This window comes from Mesorhizobium yinganensis (assembly GCF_040081985.1).
Classification (GTDB): Bacteria; Pseudomonadota; Alphaproteobacteria; order Rhizobiales; family Rhizobiaceae; genus Kumtagia; species Kumtagia yinganensis.
Genome location: NZ_JBEBMH010000003.1, coordinates 577,104 through 599,820 on the forward strand (window position 1 = coordinate 577,104; position 22,717 = coordinate 599,820).

Consider the following 22,717-nt stretch of genomic DNA (forward strand, 5'->3'; position numbering starts at 1 on the left):
GATAACTTTCGAGGAAAATAATCCTGACCGATGCGCACGAGGGGAGGGCCGGGAAGCTGTTGGCTAATATTTCCCTAGCGATTTCAGTACCATGCCAAGGTCTGCCTGCTTACATTGTCCGTGCTGCCCTCATCTGTCCGTCGGCATCTTCTCCCCATATGGAGACGGGAGAAGGGCGCCGAGGGCACCGGTTTCGCCGATCTGGGAGGTGGACGATTGGCGAAATCCGGGCGGGCGAAGTCTCTCCGTCTACGGGGAAAGACGCCCGGCAGAGCTGTGCGGGGCGGCGCGGACGGGCCAGGGGGCCGACTACCATATCGCCCAGACATTCCACTCGGCCCATTGGTTGACTTACCCCGGCGGTTTGGCCCGGATTCGTGAGCCTTGACGATAACGTTGCCGTCGAACTGAAGCAGACGGGACGCGAGACTATTTCTCGACGCCGTCCAAGGCTGCCCGGAATTTTGTCAGTTCTTCGTCCGGGATTTTTGCCGTCTCGCCCTCGCCCGGAAAGCCGCCGGAAGCCACATCGGCGCGGAAACCCGAGAGTGCCTTCACCCGCTCGTCGCGCACCTGCTGATGCAGCGAGGCGAGGTTGCCCCAGGCGCGGGCATGGCGCGGCAGGCGTTTGGCTTCGCCGCAAATGTCGGAGGTAAAGAGAAAAATGACGTCGGCGTCGGGGCCAGAGCCGAGCGACACGGTGACCAGGCCGGTGCGGCGGTTGAGTTCGGCCATCACGGCCGCGGGGATGACCTCACATTCAACGGCGAAGGCGCCGGCGTCCTCCAGCCGGCGGAACCGGTCGAAGAGTTCCAGGGCTTCGCCTGTGGACTTGCCGACGGCGCGCACGCCGCCAACCCAGGTCGATTTGCGCGGTACGAAGCCGAGATGGCCCATCACCGGAATCTGCTCGGCCGCCAGCATTTTCACCGTGTCCCAGCCACGCCCGGTGATGACCGCGTCGGCGCCGGCGACGATGGCCGAAAAGGCGGTGCGTAAAACTTCCTCGGCCGTGATCGCGTCGGCGAAGCCGAGGGCGGCGGTGACGAAGATTTTTTTCGAGCCTTCGCGTACCTTCGCAATATTGGCCGCGCGGCAGACCACCATCTCGATGCCCGCGACCTCCGCGGCAGCAGCTTCGTCGGCGGTCTCGGCGGTGACCTGCGCGACGTGCCGGCCGCTGCCCTTAAGGGCGCGCAGGCTGGCGACGGTGACGCTGCGCTCGACCTCGCGGCCGCCGAAATCGAAGATGCGGGGCATTGCGATGATCCCTCTCGTTTCTTCCAACACCCCTCATCCGACCTCGCTTCGCTCGGCCACCTTCTCCCACAGGGGGAGAAGGTCGGTGCCTGGCACTTTCGGCTCCTCAAATCCCCAACGCCGGCGATTGGCAGTGGCGCCGATGCAGCGCATTCCCTTCTCCCCTTGTGGGAGAAGGTGGCCGAGCGAAGCGAGGTCGGATGAGGGGTGTTCCAGCCAGGCATCAACCCGGACAAGCGAATCGGAGCTTCAATCCGTTACTTCATCTTCTTCGCATAATAGTCGGGTGCCACCACGCCGGGCTTGGAAAACCATTTCGACACGTCGACGCCGGAATAGAGCAGGATGTTGCCCCACGGATCGAAGGCGCCGGTGCGCACGATGACTTTTGCCTTGGCCGCCATCTCGCCCAAAATCGTCTCGTGCTTGATCGGCGCGTGCTCGGCATCGGCGAACAGGCGTTTCACCTTTTCAAGCAGCGGCGCGTTGTGGACCGGCAACGTGTCGGCATAGGAGACCTTTTCGGCGATCAGGTTTTCGGCGATCGGCGTGAGCACCGTCTCCAGGTCCGGCACATCGGGCGAAATCGCGAGATCGATGCGCCAGGCGCTGGACGGGATCGGAAAACCGGCGTCGCAGATGATCATCAGGTCGCCATGGCCCATCGAGGCGATGGCGTGGGAAAGCTCGGCATTGAGCAGCTTGTTGCGGTTCACGGTTTCTCCTTCCATGTGGTTTCAAGCGCGCGGGCATACATGGCGTCGGCGCTGGCGCGGTCGGGCAGGCCGGGGATGACCCCGAGTTTGGTGCAGGCGATGCCGCCGCAGACGACGCCGAAGCGTACCGCATCGACAATATCGCGTCCTTCGGCAAGCGCGACGGCGAAGCCGGAATTGAAGGCATCGCCGGCGCCGGTGGTGTCGACCACCTCGACCGGCACGGCGGGAACCATGACGTCGAGATCGTCGGTGAGGATCAGAGCGCCGGCGCGGCCGAGCGTCACGACGACGTTTTTCACGCCGCGGCGGCGCAACTCGCCTGCCAGTTCGCGCGACGAGCGCGGATCGTCGGCGGGCAAGCCGAGCAGGATGCGCAACTCGCTCTCGTTGGGCGTCAGATAGTCGACGGATGCGAAGATGCTATTGGGCAGGGCGCGCGCGGGAGCTGGGTTGAGGATGGTCCTGGCCCCGTGTTTTCGACCGAGTTCCATGGCGCGCGAGGCGGCTTCTGTGGGCACTTCCAGCACGGTCATCACGACATCGCTGCCGGCGATCCGGCTTTCAGCAGCATCGACTGCCCCGGCGTCGAGCAGTTCGTTTGCACCCATGTCGAGAATGATGAAATTCTCGCCCTTGTCGTTGAGGATGATGAAGCCGACGCCTGTGGCGCGTTCGGTGCGCGTCAGCACGAATTTTGTGTCGACGCCCTCGGCGGCGTAGAGGTCGGTCGCGATGCCCGCGAGCTTGTCCGTGCCGATATAGGCGACGAGACCGGACGAGGCGCCGAGCCGAGCCGAGCCGACGGACTGGTTCGAGCCCTTGCCGCCCGGCCCCATGTCGAAGTCGGTGCCGAGCATGGTCTCTCCGAAGATCGGCAGTTTTGGCGCCCGCATGGTGAGGCCGACGGCAAAACTTCCGACGATGGTGATGTTGGGTTTGGTCATAATTCGCTCATCGCCAAAAAATGGGAATCATGTCGGCAAAGCTAGGAAATCTGGGGACAGTCTACTTAATTCCGCTTGCGTCAACCCAGAAGCGCCGCGTCCCTCCGCGGAATTAAGTAAACTGTCCCCAGCACTCACACCGCCTGGGCCGCGAACTTCCCGTACCGATTTCGGGTTTCCGAAGGAACTATCTAAAGCCGCCCCCGGATTTCTCATGACGCCATCGCCCGCGCCAGAATACCCTGCTCGTCGATGCCGGCGCCGGTCAGCTCGCCGGAGATGCGGCCGCCCCGCATCACCAGCACGCGCTCGGCATTCAGGATCAGCTCTGGTATCTCGGACGAAATCATGACCACGGCGACCCCCTCGCCGGCAATGCCGCGCAGGATCGAATAGATCTCCGCCTTGGCGCCGACATCGATGCCCCGCGTCGGCTCGTGCAGGACGAGCACGCGCGGGTTGGTGACGAGGCTGCGGCCGAGGATGATTTTCTGCTGGTTGCCACCGGACAGCGTCGCCAGCTTCTGGCCGAGATGCGAGATGCGCGCGTCGAGCCGCGCCACTTGGGCCCGGGCCTCGCGGCGGATCGCACCGCGACGCAGGAAACCCGACATGGAAAAGCGCGGCAGCGAGGCCGATACGACATTGTCGGCGACACTCATGGTGAGCAGGCCGCCGGCACCGCGCCGGTCAGCCGGCACGAAGGACATGCCACTGCTTATCGAGGCCAGCGGATCGGCGGGGCGCAGCTCGGCGCCGTCTATGGCGACGCGGCCCTGGCGCTCGACCAGCCCGAACAGGGCCTCACCCAGTCCGTCCTTGCCTGAATCCGGCAGGCCGCCGATGCCGAGGATTTCACCGGCTCGGACGCTGAAAGACACGCCATCGAGGCCGGGTGCGAAAAGGTCTTCCACTGCGAGCACCACGTCCGCGCCGTCGGAGCGGCCTCCGGCCTGCATCGACCACGGCACGGTGGCGCCGAGATCACGGCCGACCATGGCGCGAATCAGGCGGTCTTCGGAAACCTCGTCATTATCCATAGTCTCGATGGTTCGGCCGTCGCGCATGACGGTGATGCGGTCGGCGATGTCGATTACTTCGCTGAGGTGATGCGAGACGTAGATGACGGTGACACCGTCGCCACGAAGCTGGCGGACGACCTCGAAGAGGCGATCGCTTTCGCGTTTGGACAGCGCCGAATTGGGTTCGTCCAGCACCAGCAGCCGGGCGTTCTGGCGGATGGCGCGGGCAATCTCGACGAGCTGCATCTCGGCAACAGACAGCCGGCTAATTTTCGTGTCCGGATCGAGCGTGCCCATGCCCAGACGGGTGAGCGCGGCCCGCGCCTCGCGCCGCATTTTTTCACGCGGGACGAAAGACGTCACGGAGCGGGCGGCCATGTCCGACATCATGATGTTGTCGGCGATGGTGAGCGTCGGGCACAGCGCCAGTTCCTGATAGACCACGGTGATGCCGACGGCGCGGCTGACCAGCGGGGACGAAATCACGGTTGCCTTGCCGTCGACGAAAATCTCGCCGCCGTCCGGCTGATGGTCGCCGGCCAGAATGTTCATCAGGGTCGACTTGCCGGCGCCGTTCTCACCGATGACGGCATGCACCTCGCCGGGGCGGAAATCGATGAAGATGCGGTCAAGCGCCAGGACGCCGGGGAACCGCTTGGTTAGCCCGGCAATCCGGACAATCGCATCTTGGGAGGATGGATGGGGCATGGGCTTTCTGCGAGGGAGCGGCCGGCTTACCCTCCCCCTTGAGGGGAGGGTCGGCGAGCAAATGGAGCGAAGCGGAATGAGTGAACCGGGGTGGGGTCGCCTAAGGTTGGCGCACTGCCGCGCGTACCCCACCCGGCCGCTTCGCGGCCACCCTCCCCTCAAGGGGGAGGGAAATGCCGGCGCTTATTTCTTCGCCACCTCGCCAATATTCTCCTTGGTGTAGATGCCGACGCCGGTGTCGAGGTTGTCGATCGTCTCGCCCTTGATGAATTTCGCGAGCAGATCGACGGCGGCAAAACCCTGCTTCTCCGGCGCCTGGTCGATGGTCGCCTGGATGTTGCCGCTCTCGACGAGGCCGACAGTCTGGTCGAGCAGGTCGAAGCCGACCACCTTGACTGTGTCTGCCTTCTTGTTGCGCTCGACCCAGGTGCCGGCGGCTGGCGTCGAGCAGCATTCCAGCGACAGGATGCCGGTGACGGTCGGGTTGGCGAGCATGGCGTTCTCGATCGCCGAATAGATCTCTTGCGGGTCGGTGCCGGTGTTCAGCGTCTGGATGACCTCGATGCCGGGCTCGGCGGCCAGCGCCTCTCGCGCGCCCTTCTCGCGGTCGAGCGACCACTGCGCGGCGGCGTCGATGGTGGTGATCATCACCTTGCCCTTGCCGCCCAGCGTCGTCGCCATCAGCTTGCCGGCCTCGCGGCCCGACTGGACGAGATCCTGGCCGGCGAAGGCGAGGCGCTTGGAGTCGGGATTGTCGGTGTTGAAGGTAACGACCGGAATGCCGGCGGCGAGAACGCGGTCGATCAGCGGCGCCAGCGCGTCGGTGGAAACCGAGGAGATGGCGAGGCCGTCCATCTTGCCCATCAGCGTCTCGATCTCACTGATCTGGCCGTCGGCGTCCGCGCCGACCGGTCCGATGAAACTCGCGTTGACCTTGTCGGCCTCGGCCGCCTTGGCGACACCCGCCTTCATGAACGGCGCGAACTCGTTGGAGACGTCATGGTAGGAGACGTAGATGTCGAGAGGCGTGCCGGCCGCGGCCTTCGCCTTGATGCGCTCAGCCAGCGGGAAATCCGCAGGCTTGGATTCGGCATGGGCATATTGCAGCGGCAGCAGGCTGAGCGCCGCGGCCAGGATTGCGTGTCTTGCTTTCATGGGTAGTCCTCCCTTTTTGAAACAGATGATCGAGATCAGCCGCGCTTACGCATGGTCCATTTGTCGATGCCGACCGCGATGATGATGACGAGGCCGATCATCAGTTCCTGCACGAAGGGCGACACGCCCATCAGCACGAGGCCGTTGCGCATGACGCCGATGATCAGCACGCCGAGAATGGTTCCGAGGATGGTGCCCTCGCCGCCCGACAGTGAGGCGCCGCCGACGATGGTCGCGGCGATCACGTCGAGTTCCAGCCCAAGGCCTGTGCGGCCGGCCTGCCCACTGGGCAGGAAGGCGAGGGTCAATATGCCGGCGAAGGCGGCGAGCACGCCCATCAGCACGAAGGCCCAGATTTTTACCGTATTGACCGAGATGCCGGAAACCCGCGCCGCCTTGGCGCTGCCACCGACGGCGAAAACGCGAAAGCCGAAATTGGTATAGGACAAAATGATCCAGGCCAGCGCGGCGATGACGATGAAGAAAACGAGCTGCATCGGCACGACGCCGAACAGATAGCCCTGGCCCATATAACTGAAGGTTTCGAGCACGCCGGCGTCTGCGCCGTTACGAACGTTGACGGTGACCGGCTGGCCGTTGGTGAGGATGAGCGCCGCGCCGCGCACGATGGAAAGCATGCCGAGCGTGGCGATCAGCGATGGCAGGCGGCCATAGGTGGAGAGCACGCCGTTGATCAGTCCGATCACCACTCCGGTGAAAAGTCCGACGGCAAGCGCCGGCATCAGACCCCAGCCGGCAATGATCAACATGCCGGTGGCGAGGCCGGAGAACGCGTAGGTCGAACCGACAGAGAGGTCGACCTCGCCGGAGATCAGCACGAAAGTCATGCCGACAGCCATGATGCCGAGCAGGGAAACCTGCCGGCCGACATTCAGGAGATTGAGCGAGGTCAGGAATCCATCGGTGGCGACGGACAGGAAAAAGCACAGCACGAGCAGCGCGATGAACACGCCTGTCTCGCGTGCGCGCAAAAGCCTCGACAGCGAAAATCGGTCCATGGCAGGCGCACGCGCGCCGGTCCTGACGCATCGGCCATACGATATCCTCCCGTCGGGTCCGGCGGACGATCTTGGCGCGCCGCCGTGCCTTACTCACTCAGGTCGAAACGTCCGGACGAGCTCCAGTCCGGACCAACGTGCTTTAGCGCCGTTCAGGCGGCCTTTTCCGGCAGCATGCGGAACGTGCCGGCCGGCACCTTCTTCAAGGCCTCGTAATTTCCGTAGTCGCGCACCCGCTTGAACGGTGCATTCTCGACCGCGTTGTAGGAGCTGATGTAGCCCCAGCGGTATGTGTCTGAACGGTTGGCGTCCGAGCGGTGCAGCAGATTGCCGTCGAAGATCAGCGCGTCGCCGGCTTCCATCTCGACATAGATGTGTTCGTAGCGCTTCAGCGCGGCTTCCAGATGCTCCTGCTCGACATTGGTCTGGCCGTCCTCGCGGATGTGGTTGAGGCGGCCGAGCTTGTGCGTGCCCTTGAGCACCTGCAGGCAGCCGTTCTCCTTCGTCGCCTTGTCGAGCGCGACATAGATGCTCATCATTTCCGGCGCCAGGCAGCCGTAATTGTACCAGTATCCGAAATCCTGGTGCCATTCCCAGGCGCCGCCCTCGTTGGGCTGCTTCATCGTCATCTTGTGGCTGTAGAGATAGATCGGCTTGCCGACGGCGTCCTCGGCCAAATCGACGAGGCGTTCGTCGCGGGCGAGATATCCGTATTGATCGTCCTCGGCGGTGTTCCACATCTTCAGAAGGGTCGTCTTGCCCTCCTTGTCGCCCTTGTGCATGACGGCGCCGGATTTGTTCTCGGCCTCGAGCTGCGCGCGGGCCCGGTCGCGGAACAGATCGACTTCCTCACGGGACAGCAGCCCCTTGCGGATGATGTATCCGTCGCGAGCATAAAGCTCGGCTTCATTCTTGGTCATCGCAAGCATCGGACTTCTCCCTGGCATGCACGAATGCGTCGCCCATTGCGCGCTGACCCAGCCGCAAAAAGCTCGAAAAATCCGCTTTTCCGCCGGTCCGGAGAGTTTCCTCAAACTCTCCATGGTGAGATTACGTCCGCTTGCCGGCAGGGGAAATGGACAAACGGAACGCAATTTTTGTATAAAACGCGCATGGCCGCAAAAACCGCATTTGTGGAAAGCCTGCACTACGTTCCGGAGGCTGGATGGACGCGCTCGGCGCTTACCGTGCTGCGCGCCGGCAAGGTCGCGGCTGGCCCGGACTACCGTGTCGCCCGCACGGTTCATCAAGGCCAGGACATCGTCTATTGCCTGTCGGGCAACGGTTTTGTCGAAACGCTTGGTCAGCGCGTCGCAGTCGGGCCGGGCCAGCTTGCGTGGATCGCCAACGAAGCCCCGCACGCACATGAAGCCGATCCGGCGGCGCCTTGGACCGTGCTGTGGTTCCGTTTCGACGGGCCCGATCCCGTCGCCCTGCGCGAAAAGCTGTTTGGCGACGGTTTTCCACATGTCACCTTCGCCGAAGGCGTCCATCCGGGACCGTGGTTCGAAAAGCTGTTTCTGGCACTACGCCGGCGTGATCCGGGACTCGACTTGCGCCTCAACGCCCTGGTCGCCGATTTTTTGACGATGATCGACCACGCCGTGGCAGGAACGGCGGCGCATGACCTTCCGGCCCCGCTTGCCGCCGCGCTAGGCGCGATGCGCGCCAATCTCGGCCTGTCGTGGAGCGCGTCCGACCTGTCGGACGCGAGCGGTCTCGGCCATTCGCAAACCAGGCGGCTGTTCCGAAAACACCTGCGCACCAGCCCACGGCAATGGCTGATCCGCGAGCGGCTGATGCAGGCGCAATCGATGTTGCTGGAGAACGACGCGCCACTGGCCGAGATCGCAGACCTCTGCGGCTTCTGCGACGTCTATCATTTCGGCCGCGAGTTCAAGCGCTCGGTCGGCATCGCACCGGCGGCATGGCGCCGGTGCGAGCTGGGAGCGCGGCCCGTAGGCAAGGCCGTCGCCGAGGTCGCTTGAGATCCAGATTGGCGCGACTCTCCGGCAACAACCCCGCCGGTTGCAGCCGGCGATCCGGCCTGCCTGCCTCAAACGCTTCGACCGGCGGGCCGGCCTCACACGACGACAAAATCGGCGGCGGTCAGCAGCGGAGAGCCGGTGATGGTCGCGAAGCGGACGTTGGCGAAGGCGGTTCCGGAGCCGTCGGCGTCGTAGGCCAGCGCGCCGGTGTCCGAATTGTAGATGATGCGGTCGTCGGCGTCCTTCACGCCTGTCGCCGTGTCCTTGAACGCAGACACGTCAAGCGCGCCGAGCCCGCCCAGCGCCGCAAAGATCGCGTCGTCAAGATGGATCTTGTCGGTGCCCGCCTCATAATCGGCGACGCGGGCAATGTTGGCGGGGTCGAGCGCGCTGGAGAAGCGGAAATTATCCGCCCCTGCCATGCCGAAAAGCACGTCCTCGCCACCGCCGCCGTCCAGCGTGTTGGCGCCGTCATTGCCGCGCACAAGCTGCACCAACTCGTTGCCGGTGAGGCTTATCGCATAGGTCGACGCCAGCGCGGTGGTGTTGAGATATTCGACATGCGCGCCGGCCGTCAACACGAAGTCGACGGCGGCACTCACCCGGTCGGCGCCCTCGCCGTCGAGTTCGACGATCACGTCGCCGGAATTGTAGACTTGGAAGTCATCGTTGCCCTTGCCGCCGATCAACGTGTCGGCCGCGCCCGTACCGCCGTCGCTCAGCACATTGTCGCCGGCGTTGCCGCGGATGATCTGGGCGAAGGAATTGCCGGTCAGGTCGATGGCCAGCGTGCTGTTGACCGAGGAGGTGTTGAGCAGTTCGACATGCACGCCCTTGCCGAGCACGTAGTCGACGCCGGCCGAGACGCGGTCGTTGCCCTCGCCGGCAAGCTCGATGATGACGTCGCCGGAATTGTAGACCATGTAGGTGTCGTTGCCGTCATGACCCCGCATCGTGTCCGGGCCGCCCACCCCTCCGTCGTTCAGAACGTTCTTGCCGTCATTGCCGACAATGGCCTGCGACAGCGCGTTGCCCCTGAGGTCGATGGCCGCCTTGCCGGTGGACGAGTTGGTGGACAGGATCTCGATGTCGTCGTCGGCGGCCAGAGCGAAGCTGACGAACGCGGCGACGCGGTCGGCGGTGCCGTTGCCGGCTGTCTCGATGATGGTGTCGGTCGCATCGTCGACGAAATACAGGTCGCTGCCGATGCCGCCGGCGAAGATGTTGTTGATGCCCTTGGTGCCGCGCAGGATGTCGCCGTCGCTGTCGAGACCGGCGACGGTGACGGTCACCGTCGCGGTATCGCCATCGGCAAGCGTGTAGGTAAAACTGTCGTCGCGGATGATGTCGTTGGCGCCCGAGGCCGAATCCGCCAGGTCGTCGAAGGCGCCATTGGGGTCGTAGCTGAAGGTGCCGTTGGCGTTCAGCGTCAGGAGCGCGCCCGACGCCAGCGTGATCTGCTTGCCGACGTCCGTGGTAACACCGTTCACGGCGGCCACGGTCAGCGTCGAGTCCGGATCGGTGTCGGCGCCAGAGCCGTTGTTGGCAAAAACGTTGTCCGTTGTGATCGCCGAAGCCTCGTCGGTGATGAAGACGTCGTCTTGGGCAACGCCGGGATCGTCGACGTTGTTGACGGTGAAGTTGAAGGTCGAGGCGACCGGCACCGACGCGTCCTCGTTGCCATCCTCGACCGATACGCTGAAGGAAGCGGCGGGGCCTTCCGAGCCGTCATGCAGGAAACTGACCAGGCCGCCTGCGAGCTGCGCGCCGGTAAACGTCGTCGCGGCGATGCCGTTGACCAGCACCGTGCCATTCACCTGGTTCGACACGGTGAAGGTGACGCCCGCCGCGATGTCGTCCGGATCGGTGAAGTTCAGGTCCGTCGTGGTGATGGCGTAGCTCGCTCCCTCGCCCACGGTCGCGGAAAGATCGCCCGTCAAGACCGGCGCGTCATTGGTCGCGGTGAGGTGGATGGTCGCGGTCGCGGTGTTGCTGTTGACCTCGCCGTCATTGACCGTGACGGTGATGCTGCGGTCGGCCGTGTTCGGCGCGTCGGACGCATTGCTGAACACCACCTGCCGCAGCGCGGTCTGGTACTGGGCGAGCGTCGCCGAGCCGGTCAGGGTCAGAACCCCGGTGGCCGGATTGTAGGCGGAAGCGACGATGCCGCCGGGCAGCGCGCCGTTTATCGACAGGAGGTCGCTTGCCTGGTGGTTGGTGATGGTGACGGTGGCGGACGCCATGGTCGTGCCGTCGTCGACGATCGTCGTGTCGGTGTCGGCAACCGCCACGGCGGCCGCCCCTTCGGTGAAGGTCGCCTGATAGCCGCTGCCGGCGATGCCAGCGGAATTGTTGGCGTCGAGATCGAGCGTCGCCACGACGTTGCCGACGAACTCAATGCCGCCGATATTGCCGTTGTTGGAGCTGAACGGGACCGCGATGGTGTTGATCAGCGTTGCCGTCAAGCCGTCGGAACTCAATTGGAAGCGGTAGATGAGGTCGTTGGTGCCGGCGCTGTCGCTGCCCTCTTCCGACTCGACATAGAGCTGGTGCGTCGCCTGGTCGATGGTGAAGTCGCCGGGGATGAAATTCGGGCTCGCCACGCCGACGATCGTCACGGCGGTCGCGTTGGTGGCGCCGGTGGCGGTATCGGAAATCACCCAGAGCTTGTTGTCATTGGGGTCGCTCCCGGCGCCCGAAAAGGGCTGGGAGTAGGTGGTGAAGTAGACCTGGTTGTGGCTGGCATCGACATCGACGTCGACGATGAACCCGTTGCTGAAGTTGCCTGAGATGCCCGGAAATTGCGCTTGGTTGAGCAGGGTCGATATGTTGTTGCTGGCATCGACCCGGTAGATCATGTTGGTGCCGGCGCCGGCGGTCGCCTGCGCGAAATACAAGGTGCCGTCGCCGTCGTCGCGGGCGATGTCGGTGGTCAGGATGAAGCCCGAGGGAAGCGGGTCGGTCGTCTGCGTGACCAGGAAATTGTTGGTGTTGCTGACCGCGCCGGTCGCCGGATTGTAGTCGATCTGCAGGAGGCCGGTGGCCGCGTTGTTGATGTTCGTCTGTGTCGCGTCGAAGTCGAGCCGGCCGATGAACAGGCGGTGATTGACCGGATCGATCTCCAGCCCGCGCACAAGGTCCGTCGTTTCGAAAGTGAATGCGACAGTCGGCGCCGCCGAGCTGTTGAGCTGGCCGGTATAGAGGACGGCGTTGTCGTCGCTCTGGCTGTGCTGGAGGATGAAATAGCGGTTATTGGCCGCATCGATCACCGTCTCCTGCCACGGCGAGCCGGGCGTCGTGTCGGCGACCTGGCTGACCAGGTTGGTGCCGTTGACATTGACGGAGGTGAGAAACGTGTCGGTCGCGCCGGCCTGCGTCGTGAAGAATATCCTGCTGGGCATGTGAAACCTCCCCAATCAACAACCGGCGCGCGGCGGCGCGGTGACGCTGCTTCAACCGCGAAGGTGCAAGTGAACAATCCTACTTTATCGGCGGTCCAATTTTTGCACAAGCAAAAGTTGTTACCTCTTTAGATTGAACGGGAGTTCAGGATTCTTGCCTAATACTTGTAAAATACAAGTCCGATTGCTCCGCCGCCGGACGCCCGTGCGTTTGCGCGCGTCGACCAAATCCAGGAAAATCAGCCGCATACCAAATCATGACGTAAGGGAAGGAAAAATGCCCCAGCCAAAAACCGCGTGCGATAAAGCATTAGAAGCCGACAAATCGGCGAAAATGATATAGAATATAATCAATGGCACGACTCCAAAGTACATTTTAGATCATGTGCGCGGCATATATCGTAATATATCATCCATTATTTAATAAAACTCAAAACAATATATTCCTCAAAGAATTTCAATTACCCCGTTGATGATATCCAAACAATCGGCTAGCTTCCGGTTGCTGATGGTTGACATAAGAGGGCGGCGCCATGAGTGATCCCTTTCTGGGCGAGATTCGCATGTTTGGCGGCAGCTACGCGCCGGTGGGCTGGGCGATGTGCGCCGGGCAGTTGCTGTCCATTTCGCAGAACGACGCCTTGTACAATTTGATCGGCACGACCTATGGCGGCGACGGCGTGCAGACATTTGCCTTGCCCCAGCTCGGCGGCCGCGTCCCGATGCACAATGGAAACGGGATGGTCCAGGGACAGATGGCCGGATCGGAGAACGTGACGGTCACCTGGAACCAGATGGCCTCGCACAGCCACGTATTCACGTCGACCGGCGCGCCCGGCAACGTAGCCAGCCCAGCGAATACGATCATGGCCGACCAGGGACCGGCCGGCCTCACCGTGTTCGGATATATTCCTTACGATGGCTCCAACCCGGTGGTCATCAACGCCAACACGATCAGTTTCACCGGCGGCGGCCAGCCTCACCAGAACATGCAGCCCTTTCTGGCGGTCACATTCATCATCGCGCTGCAAGGCCTCTATCCGACCCAAGGCTGATTTCAGCGCACGACACCTGCCGGCAAGACACGCGGAGCAGTTTCCATGTCCGAACCCTATCTCGGCGAAATTCGCATCATGGGCTTCAACTTCCCGCCCCGCGGCTGGGCAACGTGCGACGGGCAGATAATGGCCATCGCCCAGAACACGGCGCTGTTTTCGCTGCTCGGTACGTATTACGGCGGCAACGGGCAGACGACCTTCGGGCTTCCCGACTTCCGCGGGCGGGTGCCGATCGCGACCGGCCAGAGTCCCGGCCTGTCGCCATACACGATCGGTGAGGCGAGCGGCTTCGAAAACGTGACGCTGACGCTACAGGAGCTTCCCGCTCACAATCACGGCCTCGCGGTGACGACCACCGTGGGCACGGCCCAGACATCGAGCGGCAACCAGCTCGCCAGAGCGCAAATCGGCAACGCGATCAGCGGTTTGACCCAGATCCGCGTCTACAGTTCGGGGCAGCCCAACGTGCCGATGTCGCCGAACGTCCTGCGCCCGACCGGCGGCAGCCAGCCGCACAACAACATGATGCCCTATCTGGGGCTCACCTTCTGCATAGCGCTAGCAGGTATTTTCCCGCCGCGCGGATAGGCCGACAGGCAGCGGTCCACGGGCGACAGAGGAGACGGAGATGGGCGAGCCCTACATCGGTGAATTGAAGATCGTGTCGTGGAACTTCGCCGCCAAGGGCTGGGCCCTGTGCAATGGACAGATCCTGGCGATCGCCCAGAACCAGGCGCTGTTCTCGCTGCTCGGCACCACTTTCGGCGGCAACGGCGTCACCACTTTCCAGCTTCCCGACCTGCGTGCCCGCGCTCCGGTGCATTCCGGCACGATGCCCGGCGGGGGAACGTACGTACCGGGACAGAGTGCGGGGGAGTCCTCACACACGCTGCTGGTCAGCGAGTTGCCGCTGCACCCTCACACCGCTTCCGGCAACAATACCGTGGATGCATCCGGCAATACCAACACCGCCACGAGCAGCAGCTCGCTCGGCCAGTCGATCGGCACACCGCCGACTGGTGCTGCCTTCACGGCAAATATGTATGGCAACGGGACGCCGACCGTGGCGCTGGCGCAGCAGACGATCGTACCGGCCGGCGGCAGCCAGCCGCACGACAACATGCAGCCCTATACGGTGCTCAACTACATGATCGCGCTGGTCGGGGTTTACCCCTCGCGCAACTGACGCTCAGTTGAAGAGAGCCTGATAGTCCTGCCGGTCGCTTGCCGCGGTGTGAATAGGCATGATGTAAAGGTTGAACCAAGGGCCATCATCGAGTTGCAGCGTATAGAACCCTTCGCGCATCACCTCCCGAGGCGGCCCGCGGAAGATCAGGGTGAATGGCTCCCGCCGCTCCGCGTCTGACTGCCCGCCTTTCCCGCCGCCGGATTCCACCGCGGTCAACGCCATTGGGTGCGGCCAGCCGGGAATGCGGAAATCCTTGTCGATGTGGGGCCGGAAATGGTCGGCGGTTACGTCTGCGGGCGATAGCGGTTCTGTCATGGTCCGGTTCTTCAACACAGTGCTGGCCGGTGCAGTATGATCGGAGCTGCCGCGGGTTGTAAACGTCCGCCTGCCCGGAGGCGCCACGCTTTCGGGGAATTCTTTGCATGGATCGCGTGATCGATTTCGCCTCTCCGCCGGGCCGGCTGCGACTGCGGCCCGAAACGGAAGCCGACCGGGATTTTCGCTTCGAATTGTTCTGTGCTTCGCGGTCGCCGGAATGGCAGATGGTGGCGCTCGAGCCGACCCTGTTCCGGCAGATCATGCTCCAGCAGTTTCAGGCACAGACGCAGAGCTACGGAACGCAGTTCCCGCTGGCGCGGTTCGACATCGTCGAACTCGATGGCGGAGCGGTGGGCCGCTTCGTCGTCGACCGCAGGGACACGTCGATCCATGTCGTCGACATTGCAATCCTTCCGGCCTTCAGACGGCGTGGCATAGGCACAGCCCTGATGACAGCCTTGATCGACCAGGCGTGCCGGACCGAAAAACCCGTTCGCCTCATGGTTGCGTCGAGCAACGATCCTTCAATGCAATTCTATCTGCGGCTCGGCTTCGCGGTCATCGAGACGTATCCGGCCTATCTCGAGATGGAATGGCGCAGGGAAACCAAACCGCTGCCCTGAACATGGTCTCCGTGACCCGGCATGACGCCGGAGAATTCAAAGTAGTTCGCCAGTGGCGCATACCGAAGACAGGTGCTGCGACGGCGGCGTCGGCCGTTCTTCGTAAGCTTCAATGCCTGGCTTCCAGATAAAATCGTATAGGATATAAGATTGACTGGTGGCGAGCATTCCGATAGCGATACTCATGTCAGGGGCAAATATGAACAGCCTGCTTACCGCAGAATTCCCGGAAGAGGTCCGTCAATCCGGCGCCGGGAAGGCTATCAACCGCCACAACGGCTTGGCGGACGAGGCTTATGAAGCGATTTTCGCCCAGCTCATGGCATTGAAGATCCCTCCGGGCTCGCGCATCACGGTGGACAATCTGGCGCGCGAGCTGAACGTCTCGCAAACCCCCATTCGGGAAGCGCTGGGACGGCTTGAGGGTGAGGGGCTGGTCATCAAGGCTCACCTGATCGGCTTCAGCGCCGCTCCGCAGATTTCGCGGCGTCGTTTCGAGGAACTCTACGATCTGCGCCTGCAGGTGGAGCCGGAGGCCGCGCGGCGCGCCGCTCAGCGCATGGACCAAGGCCGCCTCTCGGTGCTGCGAAATGTGGCAGGGATCATGTCGCGCGGCCAGGGTGCCGACGAGCGTCTGCGCTATTCCGCTTTCGCCCGGCAGGACGCGATTTTCCACGACCGCATCCTGGAATTCGCGGGCAACGAACTTATCCGCGAGACGCTTGCCCACCAGCATACGCATTTTCACATCTTTCGCCTCATGTTCCACAGCCGTGTCACCGAGGAGGCGCTGGACGAGCACGAAGCATTGCTCGTGGCGTTCGCGGCCGGGGATGGCGCGGCGGCAAAGCGCGCGATGTGCGATCATCTCGAGCGATCACGCAGCCGGCTGCTGCCGGCGTTCGAATGACAGTGCCTGGCAACAGAAGAATGGAATGGCGTCACCGCGGTCCGGTGACTCTATGGACAAAGTGTGGGCAATAAGCCCCTTAGCCAACGGAGGAATGAAATGGCCGGCAAGAAAATACTGATGCTCACCGGGGAATTCACCGAGGAATACGAAATCTTTGTGTTCCAGCAGGGAATGGAGGCCGTGGGGCACACCGTTCACGTGATCTGCCCCGACAAGAAGGCGGGCGACAAGATCCAGACTTCACTGCACGATTTTGAAGGCCACCAAACCTATATAGAGCGATACGGTCATCTGGCCGACATCAACAAGACGTTTTCCGAGGTGAGGCCAGAGGAATACGATGCCGTCTACTGCGCCGGCGGACGCGGGCCGGAATACATCCGCACCGACAAGCGCATCCAGGCGATCGTCAAGCATTTCCACGATGCGCAGAAGCCGATCTTCACCATCTGCCATGGCGTGCAGATATTGGTGGCGGTGGACGGTGTGGTGAAAGGCAAGAAGGTTGCTGCGCTCGGTGCCTGCGAGCCCGAGGTTAAGCTTGCCGGCGGCACCTATATCGACGTGAAGCCCACCGAGGCCTATGTCGACGGCACGATGGTTTCGGCCAAGGGCTGGACAGGCCTTGCTGCTTTCATGCGCGAATGCCTGAAGGTGCTCGGCACCGAAATCCGCCACGGTGCGACCCTTACCAACGAGAAAGCCGCGGCCTGACGGCCTGAAGCGATTCCTAGAGGTCGATCAGCCCGGCGGCTGCCCCGGAGCCGCACATCTGCGCGGGTCCGAACCCTGAACGCGGATGAAAATTGCGCGCGCCGGAGGTTCCGGCAGTGCGCTCCGCTGACACGAGCCCAGGAGCGCTGCCGCGATCGTCGCGCCGGCATCAGAGCAAGATGAGATGCTTCCCGGTCATTCTGCCGGGCCGGATTGGACAAATCGATCGGGCTTCGTCTTGGCCGGGCCACCAGCCCGACCCGCGACCAAACCCTCGACCTTGGTCCAATCCGTCCGGCAGAATGACCGGGAAGCATCTCATCTTGCTCCAAGGTAGCAGCCTTCAGCATAAGCCGTGGCGACCTCTCCCGCCTTTCCGGTCATAGGCGAGCCGGCGTCGGAAGACCGTCAGCGGCCTCGAAAGTTTCGCGGTGAATCAGCCGAAACGGCGGAGTGGGCGGCGCTCGGCTGTCCCCAATGCATCGCACCGCACCATTTAGCTCTTCGCATCTGCACAAAATTATGGCACACGCCGCCCGGCAAGCCGATAACGCTGGGGAAGGAGGATTCCTTTGAGCGCAGCCGCCGACACGAAGGCGATTACCCCGCCCGATATTCGCGCCCGCAAGAGCAAGGTGCCGCTCGTATGCCTGACGGCCTATACCACGCCGATGGCGAAGCTGGTGGACCGGCATTGCGACGTCGTTCTGGTTGGCGACAGCGTCGGCATGGTCCTGCACGGCCTGCCATCCACGCTCGGCGTCACGCTCGACATGATGATCATGCATGGCAAAGCCGTGCGGCGCGGGCTGGAGCGGGCACTGCTGGTCGTCGACATGCCCTTCGGCTCGTATGAGGAAGGGCCGGAGCAAGCCTTCCGCAATGCCGCGCGGCTGATGGCCGAGACCGATTGCGCGGCCGTCAAGCTGGAGGGCGGCGAGAGCATGGCCGCCACCATCCGCTTCCTTACCGGGCGAGGCATCCCGGTCATGGCGCATGTCGGCCTGACGCCGCAGGCCGTGAACATGTTTGGCGGTTATCGCGTGCAGGGGCGGGGAGAGGATGCCGACAGGATCAGGCGCGAGGCGGTGACGGTCGCCGACGCCGGGGCCTTTTCCGTCGTGCTGGAGAAAGTGCCGGAGCATCTCGCGCGGCAGATCACGGCAGAGATTGCCATTCCCACCATCGGTATCGGCGCATCGCCTGCCTGCGACGGCCAGATCCTGGTGATCGACGACATGCTGGGTCTGTTCAGTGCCTTCCGTCCAAAATTCGTCAAGCGCTACGCCGACCTTGGCGATCAGGCCGAGGCGGCAATCGCGGCCTATGCCGATGAGGTGCGGAAACGGCGCTTCCCCGCGGCGGAGCACGTGTTCGCCGATATTCCCCAAGCTGAGAGCGTCAAAGGCGGAGAAGCAGCGTGAGCGTACCGATCGTCGGGACCGTCGCCGAACTCCGCGCGACCGTGGCCGGCTGGCGCCGCGAGGCCGCCAGCATTGCCGTTGTGCCAACGATGGGCGCCCTGCATGAAGGGCACCTCAGCCTGGTGCGCGCGGCGCTGAAGAAAGCCGACCGGGTGATCGTGACGCTGTTCGTCAACCCGAAGCAATTCAACAGTGCCGCCGACCTTCAAGCCTATCCGCGCACCGAGGTGGCGGATGCGGCAAGACTCGCGCCGCTCGGCGCGCATCTGCTCTATGCGCCCGATGCCAGCGAGATTTACCCGGAGGGCTTTGCGACAACCGTTTCCGTAACCGGCGTCAGCGAGGGGCTGTGCGGAGCTTTCAGGCCGGGACACTTCGATGGCGTGGCGACCGTGGTGGCGAAGCTTTTCCTGCAGACGGGCGCCGATCTCGCATGCTTCGGCGAGAAGGATTTCCAGCAGTTGCGCGTGGTGCGGCGAATGGCGCGGGATCTCGATATTCCGATCATCATCTTCGGATGTCCGACGGTGCGCGAGACCGACGGGCTGGCGATGTCCTCGCGCAACGTCCGCCTCTCGCCGCCCGAACGCGAGATTGCGCCGAGGCTTGCGGCGATCCTGTTCGAGACGGCGGAGCGGATCGCAGGCGGAGGGCGTGTCGACGAGGCGCTTGCAAGGGCAAGGTCTCTGATTGTCGATGCCGGCTACACGCGCGTGGAATACCTCGAACTGCGCGGCGAGGAGGATCTGGCGCCGATGTCAAAACTCGACAGGCCGGCGCGTCTGCTGGCGGCTGCCTGGCTGGGGCAAACGCGGCTGATCGACAATGTCAGGGTCATGCGCGAGTGAGACTCCTGCGGGCGGGGGCCACTCCAGCCTATCCGCGTCAGCCGCTCGTTCAATCCCGTCAGGCCACCTGGCCGCGAACGCTCATGATTCTTCGGCCTCAAGGACGGTGTTGCGGGCGGCTTGCCCAATGGTGGGCGCCGGGCAGCGAAAGGCGTTGCGTTGCCGTTTCGCCTACTTCGCCTGCGCCGTGAGGATTTTAAGCGCGAAGGCCGAAAACACCCCCGCGAACAAATAGTCGACGATCCGCGTGACGCGCGGGCTTTTGCGCAGCAGGCCGGCGAAACGGTCGGCGGCAATCACCATCGGCGCGGTGATCGGGATGGAAAGCACGATGAACATCATGCCGAGGAAGAACAGTTTTCCTGGCGCGTGCGGATCGCTGGCCGAGACGAACTGCGGCAGGAAGGTCATGAAGAACAGGATGATCTTGGGGTTGAGCAGGTTGATGCCGACGCCGGTCATCCAGTTTTTGACCAGTGGGCGCGCCGGTCGGCGCGTGGCGTCCGGCGAGAAGGCGGAGCCCTTGGTGATTGCCTGCCAGGCCAGCCAGACCAGATAGCCGGCGCCGAAAATCTTCAAAGCCATGAAGGCTTGCGGCGACGCGACGATCAGCGCCGACAGGCCGAGCGCCACCAGTGTCGTGTGGATAAGGCATCCGGTCATCGCGCCGGACATGCAGGCGAACCCCGCCGCGCGGCCTTCGGAAAGCGCCCGGCCGACGAACAGCGTCATGTCGGGCCCCGGCGTGATCGCGATGATGAAGGTGGCGATCGCGAACTGGACGATCGTGGAAGCGTCGGGGATGAAGGTCATGAGGAAGTCCTCGCGAAGGTGCGCCCTGATTAGCGCCCGTCGCGGTTGCCCGCAATCCCGCGCGCGACAGCTCTTTCTTCATCGCCGCCGCCGGATGCAGCCTGAAGCGCGGATCCGTTCGCCAACAGAAGGCGCGGTGCTCAGGGAGTAAGCGCGCCGGTGCTCGTGAGGTCGTCGCCTGCGACCAGGGGATCGCGAAGCTCGTAGCGCGCGCCGTTCCATGTCCAGCGGATGGCTTCGACGCCGCCGTTGCGTTCCAGCGTGACAAGATCGGGCCAGCCGCCGTTCGACGCCTTCGGATCGATGTAAAGCGCCATACCCTCGCTGTTATAGGCCTCGCGCCATTCGTCGGCAGGGGTCGGCCGGACATAACCGAACAGCGAGCAGCCGCTGCGGCCGTAATACCAGGACGAGCCGCATAGCGTGGCGAACAGCATCTCGCGTCCCTCGCCGCGGTCGAGATGCGTGGCGGCAAGTTTTGGCGTTGCCGTCGTCGCTTCCCGGAACAGTTTGGTCTCGGCGGCAAGCAATGGCCGAGCCCTTTCGACGGCCGGGTCGGTCTCGGAAAGCGATACCTGCTCGAAAGCCGACATGTCGACCTGGCTGCAACGCGGCGTGATCGCCTCCAGCACTTTTCGCGAATTGCGCAGCGCGAAAGTGGCCGCCGGCGCCTGTTGCTCGCTGCCGAGGCTGATTGCCAGACCGGCGCCAGATTTCAGACCCTCGATCATCTCGCGGTCGATCGATACGGAGACAAGGCCCGGCCGCCGTTCGGCCATCACCGGAAAGGATTCTTCGTCGACCGTGAGTTTCGCCTGTACGAGGCCGGGCGATGCGTCGCGGTCCTCGCTGCGCAGCCGCAACGTCCAGCGCTGCTCGGCGCAGACCAGCGAACCGCCGGTAATCGCCGTCGCCTTGACCGGTACCGGCAGGATGGCGACCGCGCCGCTGCCGGCTTCCTCCCACCGATCGGAAGCGAGCGCCGGTGCGGACACGACCAGCAAAGAAGACAGCAAAAGGCCCGCGAGCAGGCCCCGCGGCCGCGTCAGGCATACAAGGCGAATTGTTTTTGCAACGGTCATCGGCACATACGAACTGTTCGGGGAGAATCATTAAGAGTTTATTGAAGCGTCTCATCCTCGCGAAGCGTTGTCCGGCGGCGCGGCAATGCCGGCTTCAGGCCAACCCTTGCCCGCCAAGGCATTCCTGCTATTAGTGCCGGCCGAAAGCAGGCCTCCCGGCCGCATCCGAAAATCCGGGGACATCATGTCGAAGTGGAAAGACGTCAAGAAGGTCGTGCTCGCCTATTCCGGAGGTCTCGACACATCGATCATCCTGAAATGGCTGCAGACGGAACTCGGGGCCGAGGTGGTGACCTTCACCGCCGATCTCGGCCAGGGCGGCGAACTCGAGCCGGCGCGCAAGAAGGCCGAGATGATGGGGATCAAGGACATTCGCATCGTCGACGTGCGGGAAGAGTTCGTTTCCGACTTCGTCTTTCCGATGTTCCGCGCCAACGCGCAATATGAAGGCCTCTATCTGCTCGGAACCTCGATCGCGCGCCCGCTGATCTCAAAACACCTCGTCGATATCGCCGCAGAGACCGGCGCCGACGCTGTGGCCCACGGCGCCACCGGCAAGGGCAATGACCAGGTGCGGTTCGAACTGTCGGCCTATGCACTGAACCCCGACATCAAGGTGATCGCGCCGTGGCGCGACTGGTCGTTCAAGTCGCGCACCGACCTGCTCGACTTTGCCGAAAAGCATCAGATCCAGGTCGCCAAGGACAAGAGGGGAGAGGCGCCGTTCTCGGTCGACGCCAACCTGCTGCACTCCTCGTCGGAGGGCAAGGTTCTGGAGGATCCGTGGGTCGAGCCGCCGGAATATGTCCACCAGCGCAGCGTGTCGCCGATGGACGCGCCGGACCAGGTGACCGAAATCGTGCTGACCTTCAAGAATGGCGACCCGGTCGCCCTCAACGGCGAGGCGATGTCGCCCGCCACGCTGCTTTCGGCGCTCAACGATCTCGGCCGCGACAATGGCATCGGCCGCCTGGACCTCGTCGAAAACCGCTTCGTCGGCATGAAAAGCCGCGGCGTCTACGAGACGCCGGGCGGCACCATCCTGCTCTTCGCCCACCGCGCGATCGAATCGATCACGCTCGACCGGGGCGCGGCGCATCTCAAGGACGAGATCATGCCGCGCTACGCGGAGTTGATCTACAACGGCTTCTGGTTCTCGCCCGAGCGCGAGATGCTGCAGGCCCTGATCGACAAGAGCCAGGAGAGGGTCGAGGGCGACGTCAGGATGAAGCTCTACAAGGGCAACGTCATCGTCACCGGCCGCCGCTCGTCGCAGTCGCTCTATTCGGACGCGCTGGTGACTTTCGAGGACGATCGCGGCGCCTACGACCAGAAGGACGCCGAAGGATTCATCCGGCTGAACGGCCTGCGGCTGAGGACGTTGGCGGCGCGCAACCGCAAAAGCTGATTTCGACGGCTTTCCGCACCGATCACCAGGGGCCACGCCGCTGACGGCGCGCATGCGGGTTGCCGTGCGCGTCAACCCGCTCCATTATCGTTTCCGTCGATGGCCACGGCG

The 22,717-nt window shown here is 63.5% G+C and carries 21 protein-coding genes; 10 read left to right on the forward strand and 11 right to left on the reverse strand.

Annotation, left to right across the window (positions count from 1 at the left end):
- Nucleotides 1–429: 429 nt before the first annotated feature.
- The 7 genes from ABMA59_RS09895 to ABMA59_RS09925 all read right to left on the reverse strand — a co-directional run bounded on the left by ABMA59_RS09895 (nt 430) and on the right by ABMA59_RS09925 (nt 7,756).
- Nucleotides 430–1,260 carry a 3-methyl-2-oxobutanoate hydroxymethyltransferase gene (locus tag ABMA59_RS09895; RefSeq protein ID WP_349005165.1) on the reverse strand — a complete coding sequence of 277 codons (831 nt, stop codon included), beginning with the start codon at nt 1,258–1,260 and terminating at the stop codon, nt 430–432.
- A 257-nt stretch (nt 1,261–1,517) separates the two neighbouring features.
- Nucleotides 1,518–1,976: a D-ribose pyranase gene (gene rbsD / locus ABMA59_RS09900; protein WP_349005166.1), complete on the reverse strand. Its 459-nt coding sequence runs from the start codon at nt 1,974–1,976 to the stop codon at nt 1,518–1,520.
- Entirely contained in the window at nt 1,973–2,923 is a 951-nt protein-coding gene (locus ABMA59_RS09905; RefSeq protein ID WP_349005167.1) for a ribokinase, read from the reverse strand. The genes rbsD and ABMA59_RS09905 overlap by 4 nt, the downstream gene beginning before the upstream one ends.
- A 212-nt stretch (nt 2,924–3,135) precedes the next feature.
- A complete protein-coding gene (locus ABMA59_RS09910; RefSeq protein WP_349005168.1) occupies nt 3,136–4,653 on the reverse strand; it encodes a sugar ABC transporter ATP-binding protein in 1,518 nt (505 codons plus the stop codon).
- 183 nt (nt 4,654–4,836) lie between these two features.
- Nucleotides 4,837–5,808: a sugar ABC transporter substrate-binding protein gene (locus tag ABMA59_RS09915; RefSeq protein ID WP_349005169.1), complete on the reverse strand. Its 972-nt coding sequence runs from the start codon at nt 5,806–5,808 to the stop codon at nt 4,837–4,839.
- Nucleotides 5,809–5,843: 35 nt separating this feature from the next.
- The gene (locus tag ABMA59_RS09920) at nt 5,844–6,827 is read right to left on the reverse strand and encodes an ABC transporter permease (RefSeq protein WP_349005170.1); all 984 of its coding nucleotides are present in this window, start codon (nt 6,825–6,827) and stop codon (nt 5,844–5,846) included.
- A gap of 152 nt (nt 6,828–6,979) precedes the next feature.
- Nucleotides 6,980–7,756, reverse strand: coding sequence for a phytanoyl-CoA dioxygenase family protein (locus ABMA59_RS09925; RefSeq protein ID WP_349005171.1), 777 nt, complete (start codon nt 7,754–7,756; stop codon nt 6,980–6,982).
- Between the two features lie 183 nt (nt 7,757–7,939).
- Here ABMA59_RS09925 and ABMA59_RS09930 point away from each other — a divergent pair, with 183 nt between their 5' ends.
- Nucleotides 7,940–8,815, forward strand: a complete 876-nt coding sequence (locus ABMA59_RS09930; protein WP_349005172.1) for an AraC family transcriptional regulator — start codon at nt 7,940–7,942, stop codon at nt 8,813–8,815.
- Nucleotides 8,816–8,910: 95 nt separating this feature from the next.
- Here ABMA59_RS09930 and ABMA59_RS09935 read toward each other — a convergent pair whose 3' ends face one another.
- A complete protein-coding gene (locus tag ABMA59_RS09935) occupies nt 8,911–12,216 on the reverse strand; it encodes a cadherin-like domain-containing protein (RefSeq protein WP_349005173.1) in 3,306 nt (1,101 codons plus the stop codon).
- A gap of 533 nt (nt 12,217–12,749) precedes the next feature.
- Between ABMA59_RS09935 and ABMA59_RS09940 the strand changes: the two genes are divergently transcribed.
- The 3 genes from ABMA59_RS09940 to ABMA59_RS09950 are packed head-to-tail and all read left to right on the forward strand — an operon-like array spanning nt 12,750 to nt 14,460.
- Nucleotides 12,750–13,271: a phage tail protein gene (locus tag ABMA59_RS09940; RefSeq protein WP_349005174.1), complete on the forward strand. Its 522-nt coding sequence runs from the start codon at nt 12,750–12,752 to the stop codon at nt 13,269–13,271.
- 45 nt (nt 13,272–13,316) lie between these two features.
- Nucleotides 13,317–13,862, forward strand: a complete 546-nt coding sequence (locus ABMA59_RS09945) for a phage tail protein (protein ID WP_349005175.1) — start codon at nt 13,317–13,319, stop codon at nt 13,860–13,862.
- A 40-nt stretch (nt 13,863–13,902) separates the two neighbouring features.
- Nucleotides 13,903–14,460: a phage tail protein gene (locus ABMA59_RS09950; protein ID WP_349005176.1), complete on the forward strand. Its 558-nt coding sequence runs from the start codon at nt 13,903–13,905 to the stop codon at nt 14,458–14,460.
- 3 nt (nt 14,461–14,463) lie between these two features.
- Here the strand turns inward: ABMA59_RS09950 and ABMA59_RS09955 are convergent, their stop codons facing one another.
- Nucleotides 14,464–14,778 carry a DUF6916 family protein gene (locus ABMA59_RS09955; RefSeq protein ID WP_349005177.1) on the reverse strand — a complete coding sequence of 105 codons (315 nt, stop codon included), beginning with the start codon at nt 14,776–14,778 and terminating at the stop codon, nt 14,464–14,466.
- Nucleotides 14,779–14,885: 107 nt separating this feature from the next.
- Between ABMA59_RS09955 and ABMA59_RS09960 the strand changes: the two genes are divergently transcribed.
- From ABMA59_RS09960 to panC, 5 genes are all read left to right on the forward strand, one after another.
- Nucleotides 14,886–15,404, forward strand: coding sequence for a GNAT family N-acetyltransferase (locus ABMA59_RS09960; protein ID WP_349005178.1), 519 nt, complete (start codon nt 14,886–14,888; stop codon nt 15,402–15,404).
- Between the two features lie 199 nt (nt 15,405–15,603).
- The gene (locus ABMA59_RS09965) at nt 15,604–16,314 is read left to right on the forward strand and encodes a GntR family transcriptional regulator (protein WP_349005179.1); all 711 of its coding nucleotides are present in this window, start codon (nt 15,604–15,606) and stop codon (nt 16,312–16,314) included.
- Between the two features lie 99 nt (nt 16,315–16,413).
- Nucleotides 16,414–17,031, forward strand: a complete 618-nt coding sequence (locus tag ABMA59_RS09970) for a DJ-1/PfpI family protein (RefSeq protein WP_349005180.1) — start codon at nt 16,414–16,416, stop codon at nt 17,029–17,031.
- Nucleotides 17,032–17,603: 572 nt separating this feature from the next.
- Nucleotides 17,604–18,455 carry a 3-methyl-2-oxobutanoate hydroxymethyltransferase gene (gene panB, locus ABMA59_RS09975; protein WP_349005181.1) on the forward strand — a complete coding sequence of 284 codons (852 nt, stop codon included), beginning with the start codon at nt 17,604–17,606 and terminating at the stop codon, nt 18,453–18,455.
- The gene (gene panC, locus ABMA59_RS09980; protein ID WP_349005182.1) at nt 18,452–19,303 is read left to right on the forward strand and encodes a pantoate--beta-alanine ligase; all 852 of its coding nucleotides are present in this window, start codon (nt 18,452–18,454) and stop codon (nt 19,301–19,303) included. The genes panB and panC overlap by 4 nt, the downstream gene beginning before the upstream one ends.
- Nucleotides 19,304–19,474: 171 nt before the next feature.
- On the opposite strand, the gene ABMA59_RS09985 is transcribed toward panC, so the two are convergent.
- Both ABMA59_RS09985 and ABMA59_RS09990 read right to left on the reverse strand, forming a co-directional pair.
- The gene (locus tag ABMA59_RS09985; protein WP_349005183.1) at nt 19,475–20,116 is read right to left on the reverse strand and encodes a LysE family translocator; all 642 of its coding nucleotides are present in this window, start codon (nt 20,114–20,116) and stop codon (nt 19,475–19,477) included.
- Nucleotides 20,117–20,256: 140 nt separating this feature from the next.
- Nucleotides 20,257–21,132 carry a hypothetical protein gene (locus tag ABMA59_RS09990; protein WP_349005184.1) on the reverse strand — a complete coding sequence of 292 codons (876 nt, stop codon included), beginning with the start codon at nt 21,130–21,132 and terminating at the stop codon, nt 20,257–20,259.
- Nucleotides 21,133–21,382: 250 nt separating this feature from the next.
- Between ABMA59_RS09990 and ABMA59_RS09995 the strand changes: the two genes are divergently transcribed.
- Complete coding sequence (locus tag ABMA59_RS09995; RefSeq protein WP_349005185.1) at nt 21,383–22,606, forward strand: argininosuccinate synthase; 1,224 nt, start codon at nt 21,383–21,385, stop codon at nt 22,604–22,606.
- The last annotated feature ends 111 nt before the right edge of the window (nt 22,607–22,717 follow it).